The organism is Paenibacillus sp. AD87, from assembly GCF_001659845.1.
Lineage (GTDB): Bacteria > Bacillota > Bacilli > Paenibacillales > Paenibacillaceae > Paenibacillus > Paenibacillus marchantiae.
In genome coordinates, this window is record NZ_LXQN01000007.1 from 1,607,617 (window position 1) to 1,620,593 (window position 12,977).

A 12,977-nucleotide genomic window follows, 5' to 3' on the forward strand; every position below is an offset into this window, starting at 1 on the left:
GAGGTTTTTCAGTTGGCTAAATTTGAATACAAATTCCCTGAACTGGGCGAAGGCCTTCACGAAGGCGAAATCATCAAGATGCACATCAAAGTCGGTGACAAAGTAACTGACGACGACATCATCATGGAAGTACAGAATGACAAAGCGGTCGTTGAAGTACCTTGTCCGGTTAACGGCACAGTAACAGAAGTATTCGCAAAAGATGGTCAAGTTTGCCACGTTGGCGAAGTTGTTGCAATCATCGACGCTGAAGGTGAGCTTCCAGAGCAAGACGACGCTCCTGCAGGCGAACAAGAAAAAGATGCAGCTCAAGGTGGAGCTGACACAAGCGGTTCTTCCGCAGCAGCTTCCAGCTCGGATGCAGCTAAAGAAGGCGGAAACAACAGCGTTCCGGCAGTACCTGCCAAAGACGTTCTGGCAACACCAAGCGTGCGTAAATTTGCTCGCGAACAAGGCGTAGACATCGCTCAAGTTAACGGTACTGGCAACAACGGTAAAGTTACCAAAGAAGATGTTGAATCCTTCAAAAACGGTGGCGGCTCTTCCGCAGCGGCATCTTCCGAAGCTCCGGCTCAAGAAGAGAAAAAATCCGCAGCACCAGCAGCAGCTGCAGCTGATCAACGTGTGGAAGAAGAGCGCGTACCATTCAAAGGTATCCGTAAAGCGATCTCCAATGCGATGGTTAAATCGGCTTACACAGCACCTCACGTTACAATCATGGACGAAGTGGACGTAACTGAACTGGTTGCTTTCCGTACTCGCATGAAACCTATCGCTGAGAAAAAAGGTACAAAAGTAACTTATCTGCCATTCATCGTTAAAGCTCTGGTTGCTGCTTCCCGTGAGTTCCCAGCATTGAACGCTATGATTGATGAAGAAGCTAATGAAATTGTATACAAAAAATACTACAACATCGGTATCGCTACAGATACAGACAACGGCTTGATCGTTCCTGTTATCAAAGATGCTGATCGTAAATCCATCTGGATGATCGCTGATTCCATTCGTGATCTGGCAGCTCGTGGCCGCGATGGCAAATTGAGCGCGAACGAAATGAGAGGAAGCACAATCTCCATCAGTAACATCGGTTCTGCTGGCGGTATGTTCTTCACTCCGATCATCAACTTCCCTGAAGTTGCAATTCTTGGAACTGGACGCATCAGCGAAAAAGCCGTTATTAAAAATGGCGAAGTTGTTGCAGCACCTGTAATGGCTCTTTCCCTGAGCTTTGACCACCGTATCATCGATGGCGCAACAGCACAAAACTTTATGAACTACATTAAACAGCTGCTCGCTAACCCTGAGCTGCTTGTTATGGAGGTGTAAGATATGGTAGTAGGCGACGCTTCTCTCAATATCGACACATTAGTAATTGGTGCGGGTCCTGGTGGCTATGTAGCTGCCATCCGTGCTGCTCAACTGGGCCAAAGCGTATTGATCGTAGACAAATCCGAACTGGGTGGCGTTTGTTTGAACCGCGGATGTATTCCATCCAAAGCCCTGATCTCGGCTGCACACCAATATGAGTCTGCATTGCACGGCGAAGCTTTTGGTATCTCTGCTGAGAACGTAAAAGTGGACTTCAGCAAAACTCAAGAATTCAAAAACGGCGTTGTTAAGAAAATGACTGGCGGCGTAGCTGGTTTGCTCAAAGGCAACAAAGTTGAAGTTTTCAACGGTGAGTGCATGTTCATTAACGAAAACGAAGCTCGTGTATTTAACGATCACGAGTCTCCACGTTACAAATTCAAAAATGCAATCATTGCAACAGGTTCCCGTCCAATCGAACTGAAACCTTTCCCGTTTGGCGGACGCATTCTGTCTTCAACAGAAGCTCTGAACTTGCCTGAAGTTCCAAAAAGCATGATCGTTATCGGTGGCGGTTATATCGGTGCTGAGCTTGGTCAAATGTACTCCAAATTCGGTGCTAAAGTAACAATCATCGAAGGTTTGGATACTGTACTGCCAGGTTTCGATAAAGACATGACTAGCCTCGTAGCTAAAAACATGAAGAAAACAGGCATCGAAATCGTAACGGGTGCAAAAGCTGAAAGTGCTGAGCAAACGGATAAAGATGTAACTGTTAAATATTCCGTAAATGGTGAATCCAAAGAAGTAACTGCAGATTACCTGCTGGTTACTGTTGGACGTCGTCCAAATACAGACGGAGAGCTTGGTCTGGACCTGATTGGCGTAGACGTTGACGAGCGTGGCTTCGTTAAAGTTGATCACCAAGGCCGTACTAGCATTCCTCACATCTTTGCAATCGGTGATATCGTATCCGGTCTGGCACTTGCCCACAAAGCTTCTTATGAAGGTAAAGTGGCTGCTGAAGCGATCGCAGGACAACCATCTGTAGTTGACTACAAATGTATGCCTGCAGTTGTGTTCACAGATCCTGAGTGCTCCAGCGTAGGTTACACTGAGAAAGAAGCTAAAGAAAAAGGCTACAAAGTAAAAGCTGGCAAATTCCCTTATGCGGGTAATGGCCGTGCTGTATCTTTGAACCACGCTGAAGGCTTCGTGAAAATCGTAGCTGACGAAGAAACAGGTCTTGTACTGGGTACTCAAATCGTAGGTCTGGAAGCTTCCAACCTGATTGCTGAGCTTGGCCTCGCAATTGAAATGGGTGCGACTTTGGAAGATTTGGCGCTGACTATTCACGCTCACCCTACTTTGGGCGAAATCGTGATGGAAGCTGCGGAACTGGTTATGGGTCACCCGATCCACATCATTTCCCGCTAATATCGTCTAAGCTTCGGATTCGTCCGGCATTATACGTAAATCAAGAAGGGATGGATAACGTGTTACAGCGTTGTCTGTCCCTTTTTTTATGTAAACACTAAAGCGAGATCTTGTTAAAGAATCATGCAATCAGAAGCTTAATGTGGTACACTGTAACAACCAATATGACAGCGGAGGGCTTAGGTCGATGCTGTTTTTTTAAATAAGGCAAATTGGAGCAAACACCAGCTGTGTGAATGTTCTTGTTTGTTTTTATTGCTATGAAATTAGAAGTGTGAGGGGAATATAATTTGAAAAACTATCTCGATTTATTACAGGATATTTTGGATACTGGCGTGCATAAGGGAGATCGCACCGGAACTGGAACACAGTCGGTATTTGGCAGACAGCTCAGATACGACCTATCCGAAGGGTTCCCGCTGGTAACAACTAAGCGAATCCATCTGAAATCAGTCATTCATGAGTTGTTGTGGTTTTTGAGCGGGGATACGAATATATCCTATCTCAAGGAAAACGGCGTGAAGATCTGGGACGATTGGGCTGATGAGAATGGCGACCTAGGTCCGGTATATGGATCACAATGGCGTACTTGGGAAGCGCCAAACGGGGAGAAGATCGATCAGATTGCTGCCGTTATTGATTCGATCAAGAATAATCCGGATTCGCGTCGTCACCTCGTTAGCGCCTGGAATGTGGCGGAGATTAACAACATGAAATTGCCTCCTTGTCATTTCGCGTTTCAGTTCTACGTGGCTGAGGGTAAACTATCGTGTATGCTTACCATGCGTTCTGTAGATACGTTCCTCGGGTTGCCATTTAACATTGCCAGCTATGCGCTGCTGACACATATGATTGCGCAGCAGTGTGATCTTGAAGTGGGAGAGTTCATCTGGTCCGGTGGGGACGTTCATATCTACTCGAACCATGTGGAACAGGTGAAAACTCAGTTGGAGCGTGAGCCATTCGCGTTGCCTAAATTGGTTATCAAGCGCAAGCCGGATTCCATTTTCGATTATACGTTTGATGATTTTGAGTTTGAGAATTATCAGCATCATCCGGGTATTAAAGCCCCGATTGCGGTATAAACAGACACGGATTGAAGGAGTGTGTAATCTTGAGCATTGAACTTGTATGGGCGATGGGCGAGAATGGTGTCATTGGATTGAATAATTCCATTCCGTGGCGTTTGCCTAAAGATATGGCCTTTTTCAAGCAACGTACGTTGAACAAAACGATTATTATGGGACGTAACACATGGGAGTCCTTTGGAGGCAAGCCACTTCCGCAACGTCGGAACATTGTTGTAACAAGAGATCTGAACTACCAAGCGAATCAGGCTGAAGTGGTGCATACGATTGAAGAGGGTCTGGAAGTTACAAAAGGCGAAGAGCTCTGCGTCATTGGCGGTTCCCAGGTCTATCGTGAGTTTTTGCCACTCGCAGATCGTCTGGTGGTGACCAAAATCCATGAGAATTTTGAAGGGGATACCTTTTTCCCGGAAGTGGATTGGTCGGAGTGGGAGCTAACAGAACAGATCGAAGGCGAGCAAAATGAAAAAAATGTTTATGCATATACGTTTGAGTTCTACGAACGAAAACGGTAAAAGGGTCATAAGATGAAGTAGAAGAGCCCAAACATACGCTAAAAACGAAATATAGGGGCGCTGATTTACGAAATATTCGTGAACAGCGTCTTTTCTTTTAGAAATAGAATGAAATAAATACGAATTAACATATAAATGACATAAATATGACGTAAAAATGACGAAAAAATGAATGAAATACATAGCCCCTTAATCACTCTGTGGTAAAAAAGTATAAAAATTTTGGGAATTCACCGTTGTAAAGCCCTAAAATTAGTTATTGTTCGAATTGGGTAGCCTAAAACAGCATAAATTGTTGTTTTTAATGACAAATTACCTCACATTTGAATGACGTTTGGTCCGTTTTTTTATCAATTAAACGCCTGTTTTTTTACAGCCACACCTTAGAAATAACCATTTTAAGGGTATTGACCATGGGTAGACTTGGACGATATGATGTATAAAATACAAATAATTATTCGGATAATCCATTTAATATTCAGCATGCAAAGTGCTACTATAATTGAAATATCTTCGAGAAGATTTTGTGATACAATATACAAAAACTCAAACATGAGTAATCCATTTCATATAGAACCATGCAGATGAAGGGATTAAGACAAGAACGGATGGGGGAAAACGTAAGATGTCTACACCTACTGGATTTATGGAATACAAACGGCAGCTGCCTGCGGACCGCCAACCAGCGGAGCGGGTTAAGGATTGGGAAGAGTTTCATAAACATATGGCTGAAGAAGAGCTCAGAACACAAGGTGCACGATGCATGGATTGTGGTACCCCGTATTGCCATACAGGTATAGATATGACTGGCGGAACGTCGGGCTGCCCTGTGCATAACCTGATTCCAGAATGGAATAATCTGGTGTATCGTGGTTTGTGGAGAGAGGCGCTTGATCGTCTGCACAAAACGAATAATTTCCCTGAGTTTACAGGTCGTGTCTGTCCTGCTCCTTGTGAAGGGTCATGTACAGTGGGACTGATCGGTGAACCTGTAACCATCAAAACGATTGAAGAAGCCATTATTGAAAAGGGTTTTGAAGAAGGATGGGTAGTTCCCCAGCCTCCGGAGAAACGTACGGGTAAACGTGTAGCAGTTGTAGGTTCAGGTCCTGCAGGACTGGCTACGGCAGCTCAGTTGAACAAAGCAGGTCACTCGGTAACGGTATATGAGCGCTCCGACCGTGTCGGCGGTTTGCTGATGTATGGTATCCCTACGATGAAATTGGACAAAAACGTCGTTCAGCGTCGTGTTGATTTGTTGGAAGCAGAAGGTATTCAATTTGTAACAAACACGGAGATCGGTAAAGATATTGCTGCGCAGCAACTGGTGGATGATTATGATGCGGTTATCCTGTGCGGCGGTGCAACCAAACCACGTGAGTTTAACATTGAAGGCAGTGACTTGAAAGGCGTACATTACGCCATGGATTTCCTGAATGGCAGCATCAAAAGTTACCTGGACTCCAACCTTGAGGATGGTAACTACCTGTCAGCACAGGACAAGGATGTTATCGTTATCGGTGGCGGGGATACAGGTTCCGACTGTGTAGCTACATCACTTCGTCATGGTTGTCGGAGCATTACACAATTTGGTACACACACCCAGGCTCCTATGGAACGTGATCGTATTAACAACCCTTGGCCGCAATTCCCGAACGTATATACTCTTGATTATGCACAGGAAGAAGCGAAAGCATTGTTCGGTGACGATCCGCGTGAGTTCTCCATCATGACGACCAAATTTGTGGGTGACGACGGGGGTAATCTCAAAGAACTTCACACCGTTCAAATCGAGCGTATTGTAGATGAGACGGGACGTAAGATCTATCAGCCGATTCCGGGTACAGAGCGCGTCTTCCCAGCTCAAATGGCCATGATTGCTATCGGTTTTGACGGACCGGAACAGACTCTTGTGGAGCAACTCGGACTTGCAACAGACCGTCGTACCAATGTTAAGGCACGTTACGGCAAATACAATACCAATGTGGATAAAGTATTTGCAGCAGGTGACATGCGTCGTGGTCAAAGTCTGGTTGTATGGGCAATTAATGAAGGCCGTGAAGCTGCCCGTGAAGTGGACAAATACTTGATGGGTGCTACAGTTCTCGTATAAAGAATAATGAGCCGTATATGTATATGTATATGGATTTGCAATTTTTTAATAAAATATATAACTGATTCAATAAAACTCTCGCAATTAGCGGGGGTTTTTTGTTGTTTTTAAGATAACATGAGACGTTCAGCTACAATTATTTTAGACAACTGTGAGGTATAGCATTGCTTTTTATCTCATAAAGATTTATTATTACATTATAATGATTATAAATAAGAAACGTAATGACACTTAATTAAAAACTACACGAATTGTGAAATTATAATATCCGGAGGTGCAATCTTTATGGCAAGTAACCGGGACAAATCCATTTCAGAACAGATTGATGACATTAAAAAACAGTTGGTTGCAAAAGGGTATAAGCTGACACAGCAACGAGAAGTTACGGTACGTGTGTTACTTGAGCATGAGAAGGATCATTTTAGCGCAGAGGAAGTATTTCTGCTGGTCAAGGAACAATTCCCCGAGATTGGCTTGGCTACGGTATATCGTACGCTTGAACTGCTTAGTGACCTACAGGTCGTAGAAAAGATTAACTTTGGGGACGGTGCTGCGCGCTTCGACCTGCGAAGTACGGATGGTTCACATCACCATCATCATTTGATTTGCACAGAGTGTGGCACTGTAGAAGAGATCATGGAGGATGGCTTGCTTCGTTTGGAACAACAAATCGAGCGTCAGTACGGCTTTGCCGTTACAGACCATCGACTTGATTTTCAGGGCGTATGCAAAGAGTGCAGAGCGAAGCAGGCTTTGAATGAACAGGCAGCAGGGTAAATCCAATGGGGAGGATGCTCCCGCAACCAAAATCTGATATAATAAGTTTCAGAAGCAAGGGGCTTCCGTGGGCGGAAGGCCCCTTTTTGCCGTCATCTGGACGGTGAAGGAGGAGAGATGGACGGATGAAGACACTGGTTATTGCGGAAAAGCCCGACATGGGCCGAACCATTGCCGCCGTCATAGAACCAAGAGCCAAGAACAATCGCAATTATTTGGAAGGTGAGCATTACATTATCACCTGGGCGATTGGTCATCTATTGGGACTTGCTGAACCGGATGCCTATGATTCAAAGTACAAGCGCTGGAATATCGGCGACCTGCCGATCATTCCGGATCAGTTCAAGATTGTACCCAACCCCAGAACGAAAGATCAACTGAAAATGATCGGAGAACTTGCAAAAAGGGCATCGGCCATCGTTAATGCTTGTGATGCAGGGCGAGAGGGACAGTATATTTTTGCCTTAATTCAACAACAGTTGAAGCTGCGTCAGCCTGTCAAACGTCTGTGGATATCGGACCTGACCGCTGAGAGTATTAAACGTGGTTTTGACGGTTTAAAAGATGCCTCGGAATTTGAGAATTTAACCCATGCTGCCAGGGCTCGTAGTGAAGCGGATTGGCTGATTGGCATGAATGCGTCCCGGGCTTTCACTACAAGACATAATGCCTTGCTCTCTGTAGGCCGGGTGCAGACTCCGGTACTGGCCTTGATCTATGATCGGGAAATCGAGATTGAAGCGTTCCAGTCCCAGACCTTTTATGAAGTAGCCGCATGGTTTCGTCAAGAAGGAGTGGAGTACAGGGGATTACGTCAAGGGGACAAGCTGACCGACCCCGCCATTGCTGAATCGATTGCGACTAGTGTGAAGGGGAAGACGGGACAAATTACCAAGTACGAAGCAAAACAGACCAAGGAGTATCCATACCGCTTGTATGATCTGACCCTTTTGCAGCGTGAAGCAAATGCCAAGTATGGATATGGAGCGAAGAAAACGTTGGATATTGCACAGGCGCTTTACGAGAAACATAAAGTGATCTCTTATCCACGGACCAATTCAAACTATGTTACGGAACAGAATATTGAAGGTATGCACAAAACGCTGAATCTGCTTAAAAATGGACCTTATAGTGAACTGGCGCAAGGAGCGAAACCTGAACTTGTTCATAAAGGTAACAAGGGTGTATGTAACCCATCCAGAGTTGAGGATCACCATGCAATTCTGCCTACATTAAAACGACCAGGTACGTTATCCAAGGATGAACAGAATATCTATGATCTGATCGTAAGACGTTTCTTATCTCATTTCTATCCGCCAGCAGAGTATAAGCAGCATACCGTGCTCACTGACGTTGAGAAGCACCAGTTCAAGACATCTGTGAAAGAACTGCTGTCACTGGGGTGGAAGGTGGTACTGGGAACTTCGGATCAGGAGCAGACAGGCAAGAAAAAGACAAAGAAAAACAGCAACGAAGAAGAGGAAGCAGAGGAATGGACGGACAAGGCCTTTGCCGTTCAACCTGAATTGCCTGTTCAATGTACCAAGAGTGAATTCAAGGAGAAGGCGACACAGCCTCCCAAGAGTTATACTGAGGGAACGTTGCTAAAAGCAATGGAGAGTGCAGGGAAACAGATCGAGAATGAAGAGCTACGTGATGCAATGAAGGACAGTGGACTGGGTACACCTGCGACTCGTGCGGCAACGATCGAACGACTCAAAAACGTGGGTTACATTACGATGCAGGGTAAAAAGATGCAATTGACGTTGAAGGGTCGGACAGCCATCGAATTGATCCGTAAGGCAGGCGTAGATTTGTTAACCTCGCCTGAAATGACGGGCCAATGGGAAAGAAGATTGTACCAAATTTCCAAAGGTGAAGCGGGCCAGGATAAGTTTATGGAGAACGTCAAAAAATTTACGATGTCCATTATTGATAAAGTACGTGTGCAGGCACCCGCACCAGCGGATGCTTTTGGGGAAGATACACGTGGGGGACGGGGTAAAGGAAAAGGAGCCAAAACCCAGAGAACCAGCACTAGAACTACTTCTACCAAGACATCAGGTACTGGCTCAAGTACCATTGCAGGTTCGAAGACTTCACGTCAAACGTCGGGAGCGTCATCCAGAACTGGCAGTGTTGCGAATGCAACGGCACAAACGCGAACTTCGACTTCCAGTCAACCGGGCGTTCGTGAAACGCTGGCATCCTGTCCATCACCGGGTTGCACCGGTCAGATTATTGAAGGCAAGAAAGGTTATGGCTGTACAAGGTTTAAGGAAGGTTGCGGCTTTGTCATATGGAAAGAGTACGTCGGCAAGAAAATAACCAGTACGATGTTAAAAGCGTTGATTGAAAAGGGAAGTACTCAAGTACTGGCTTTTAAACGAAAAGACGGAAGTACGGTGAAGGCACGTATTATTTTGCAAGATAAGGTAACCGGCAAACTATCTGCGGAAAAGCAGGATGCATAAGTTTATTGGATGTAAAAGCAGAAAGAAGAACGTGAAGGCTGATATACCAGCGCCAAATCCTATTAGAATTAAATAAGAAAAGGACCCTTATCCAAGGGTCCTTTTTTGTTGCTGCTGTTGTATATTTTCATGGATGACCTTCGGTACCTCTTCCAGGGCAGTAATGGTATACATCGATGTATCTGGATTAGGTTGAAGCTCCACCATGTTGTATTGCCATTCGTTCGGCTGTTTGATATATATGCTATGGATGCCGGCCGTCACTGCTGGCATGATGTCTGTGCGCAGTGAGTTTCCAATCATCCAAGTTGCACGACGTTCAAACGGTCCAGTTGAAAGAATGCCTTCGAGCGCTTCAATGTTCTTATGTTGCCGAATGTAGATCCGGTCATCGAAATAAGCCGAGAGCTTCATCTGGTCAATCTTCCGCTGCTGAATTACGGTTTCTCCACCTGTATACAGGTAGAGGGCATGTCCAGCTGATTTAAGATTCTCCAGCGTTTCGACCATATGAGGATAAGGTTCAACCTCTTGGTCATATACACTCATTCCCAATTTGGTGAGGTAAGACTCTTCTTGATGAGAGGTTGGCTTTGAGAACTTCTGGGAGAAATAACGGTAGGTATCAATAAGGGATTGCGGGAAATGGTGACTTGCAAATCCCAGTTTGTTGACCCCGGTTACATCAATCTCCAGCTGTTTCTCCCTAATTTGTTGAACCGTTAGGGCATGTCCATCAAACCACTCCTGCATGTTCTCGAAGAATTCACCAAGCACCAGGTTGAAATATTTATTGCAATACACGAGTGTATCATCTAGATCAAACAAAATATGTTGTTTTATTATTTTCATATCCAATTCACTCCTTGCAGCACCAGCACAGTTGTTCATATTTTATATGCGAATATAAGATTCCAGGAACATATTCAATTCAGATACGCCATCTGGTCGAATACTGTATTTCTCTTTGCGATTACTGCCGAGCAGATGGGTTCGCAGCAGTCCGGCGATGCGCAGTGCCATAACCTGATCTTTAACCATATCCTCGTCTTTACCCAATTCCTCACACATCTCAGCGAGTGACTTCGGTTCACCTGACACGTAACGGAGCAGACGGAGTCTTTCCGGATCAGCCAGGGCATGTGTGAAACGAAGCAGACAGGTTGGTGGTTGGTCTTCATCCTCTTCGGGTGCGTCTACAGGATACTGCATGATCATCATGCCCTCATAGAAGCAGTACATATTAATAGGTCGGTTGTGGACGGTTGGAAACAGGATTACTTCATCCAGTCCAGGCATCGGTTCAACCAGAACACCCGCAGTAGCGTATTCAATAAGGAGTTCAGGCCCCATTTTATCAAGCAGGACGCGTTTCTCTTCAGCGTCTTCTTCCAGCCAGGTACGATAATCCTCACTCATATTCTGGCAGTAATGCTGATCCCAGAGTCGCAAAAGTGGCACATAGCTATCCCGAATACGTGTAGATTCTTCTAATGTAAGATGGGGCAGCAGAACAGATACGCGTGCGAACAGCTCTTCGGCTGTTAGTCCAGCAAGCATATCCAGAAAATCAATATTCTCATTAGAAGTGTTCCGATAGGCCGCCCATGCAAATAATACATCAAAGTCATCAAAAGGCCAGGTGGCAGCAGGTGCGAGCGCTGCTCGAACATTGGAACTTAGTTTGCCTTCCACCTCAATGATCCATTCAGGGCCAACATCCAGATGTTGAATCCACTTCTTCGTTACATATACCAAAAAGCTGTTGAGCATTTCATATATCGGTGAAACATCGATTTTAACATGATAAGCCATATGATGCAGAATCCTCCCGTCACATCTAAATGTACGCAGCGACTTAAGTACTATTATGGCTTGTTTTGCAGGGCGTTGTCCACTATAATGTTCAAGTCCAGGGCAAAACGCCTGGCGTAACCATACATGATCAATAGAATAGTTATAACATGCGAAAGGTCGTCAGTGATGGCGATTTTTCTTTGTATGCTTGCAGGAGGAATGATTTTTGTGTCATCTATAACCACCCCCAAATTATCACATTCTACATCAAACTATCTCATTCTGATTACGGTTATTGTTGTGGCGGGGATCAGCCAGGGACTTTTATTACCGGTGCTCTCCATTTTCTTGGAGCAAAAAGGAGTCTCGCCGGGTTTGAACGGATTGAATGCAGCCGTATTGTACGTTGGCTCTTTTGCCATGACCTTGGTGGCGGAACGACTGCTGGGAGCTATTGGTTTCAAAAAGCTGATTATCGGCGGACTGTTATTTGTCATGATTCCCCTGATTCTGTTTCCTTATTTTCCGGATATCAAAATTTGGTTTATTTTGCGTCTCGTCGTCGGAATCGGTGATAGTGCACTCCATTATTCTGCCCAGTTATGGGTACTACTGGTGACCGCACCCGAAAAACGCGGACGTTACATCTCTTTATATGGTATGTCCTATGGTTTAGGATTTAGTATTGGCCCATTGGGAATCAAGCTGCTCGGGTTTGGGGATGCCGTTCCGTTCTGGGTATTATTCGTATGTATGGCTGCGGTACTTATGCTTGTATTAATGAAGCTTCCCGATACGAAGCCGGAAAAGGCCGAACATGGACAACTGCCTGAACGCCGTTTCCGTCGCAGCTTGGCCTGGGCATGGTATGCGCTATTGCCTGCGTTATTGTATGGCTACATGGAAGCTGGGATGAACAGCAATTTTCCGGTATACGGACTACGTATTGGTCTGGATGCCAATCAGATATCGTCCTTGCTGCCTTTTGTCGGAATAGGTGGTCTGTTTCTGCAATTACCTCTAGGTATGTTGAGTGACCGTTATGGTCGAAAGCAAACGTTAATGTTTGCTGGTATTACAGGAGGTATCATCTTCATGCTGGTTCCTGTGGCTGGCACACATTTCTGGTGGACACTTGTGCTGTTGACCATAGCAGGAGGTCTGGTAGGTTCATTTTTCTCGCTTGGCCTGGCCTATGCCGCAGATATTTTGCCAAAAGTGCTGCTGCCTGCAGCGAACGTAGTGGCCTCATTTCATTTTACAATTGGAAGCATCATTGGACCGAATCTGGGTGGGCAAGTGATTAACTGGATTTCACCAGGAAGCATGTTTATTTTGCTTGGATTCATGTATCTTCTTTTTGGTGCAGCAGGTGTATTATTTCGTCGTAAACCTATGCTCGAATCTGTGGTAAAATAGAAGCTGGTGTTCGCATGGAAATTGATGTCCATTTCCGAGTACACTAGTA

10 protein-coding genes are annotated in these 12,977 nt (G+C 45.2%); 8 read left to right on the forward strand and 2 right to left on the reverse strand.

Annotated features, from left to right (window positions below; all coding sequences use genetic code 11):
* Positions 1-12: 12 nt before the first annotated feature.
* The 7 genes from gpAD87_RS07370 to gpAD87_RS07400 all read left to right on the forward strand — a co-directional run bounded on the left by gpAD87_RS07370 (position 13) and on the right by gpAD87_RS07400 (position 9,712).
* A complete protein-coding gene (locus tag gpAD87_RS07370) occupies positions 13-1,326 on the forward strand; it encodes a dihydrolipoamide acetyltransferase family protein (protein ID WP_063562830.1) in 1,314 nt (437 codons plus the stop codon).
* A gap of 3 nt (positions 1,327-1,329) precedes the next feature.
* Entirely contained in the window at positions 1,330-2,745 is a 1,416-nt protein-coding gene (gene lpdA / locus gpAD87_RS07375) for a dihydrolipoyl dehydrogenase (RefSeq protein WP_063562829.1), read from the forward strand.
* A gap of 290 nt (positions 2,746-3,035) precedes the next feature.
* Positions 3,036-3,830, forward strand: a complete 795-nt coding sequence (gene thyA, locus gpAD87_RS07380) for a thymidylate synthase (protein WP_063562828.1) — start codon at positions 3,036-3,038, stop codon at positions 3,828-3,830.
* Positions 3,831-3,859: 29 nt separating this feature from the next.
* A complete protein-coding gene (locus tag gpAD87_RS07385) occupies positions 3,860-4,348 on the forward strand; it encodes a dihydrofolate reductase (protein WP_082935031.1) in 489 nt (162 codons plus the stop codon).
* 625 nt (positions 4,349-4,973) lie between these two features.
* On the forward strand, positions 4,974-6,461 hold the full coding sequence (locus gpAD87_RS07390; protein WP_064637165.1) for a glutamate synthase subunit beta: 1,488 nt from the start codon (positions 4,974-4,976) through the stop codon (positions 6,459-6,461).
* Positions 6,462-6,770: 309 nt separating this feature from the next.
* Positions 6,771-7,238 (forward strand): ferric iron uptake transcriptional regulator, encoded by a 468-nt coding sequence (fur, locus tag gpAD87_RS07395; RefSeq protein WP_024633997.1) that lies wholly within the window; start codon positions 6,771-6,773, stop codon positions 7,236-7,238.
* A 125-nt stretch (positions 7,239-7,363) separates the two neighbouring features.
* Entirely contained in the window at positions 7,364-9,712 is a 2,349-nt protein-coding gene (locus tag gpAD87_RS07400) for a type IA DNA topoisomerase (protein WP_064637167.1), read from the forward strand.
* Between the two features lie 87 nt (positions 9,713-9,799).
* On the opposite strand, the gene gpAD87_RS07405 is transcribed toward gpAD87_RS07400, so the two are convergent.
* Together gpAD87_RS07405 and gpAD87_RS07410 are read right to left on the reverse strand one after the other, a co-directional pair.
* Complete coding sequence (locus gpAD87_RS07405) at positions 9,800-10,564, reverse strand: HAD family hydrolase (RefSeq protein WP_064637169.1); 765 nt, start codon at positions 10,562-10,564, stop codon at positions 9,800-9,802.
* 42 nt (positions 10,565-10,606) lie between these two features.
* Positions 10,607-11,527 carry an ArsR/SmtB family transcription factor gene (locus gpAD87_RS07410; protein ID WP_064637171.1) on the reverse strand — a complete coding sequence of 307 codons (921 nt, stop codon included), beginning with the start codon at positions 11,525-11,527 and terminating at the stop codon, positions 10,607-10,609.
* Positions 11,528-11,728: 201 nt separating this feature from the next.
* Here gpAD87_RS07410 and gpAD87_RS07415 point away from each other — a divergent pair, with 201 nt between their 5' ends.
* The gene (locus gpAD87_RS07415; RefSeq protein ID WP_064637173.1) at positions 11,729-12,928 is read left to right on the forward strand and encodes an MFS transporter; all 1,200 of its coding nucleotides are present in this window, start codon (positions 11,729-11,731) and stop codon (positions 12,926-12,928) included.
* Positions 12,929-12,977 lie beyond the last annotated feature (49 nt).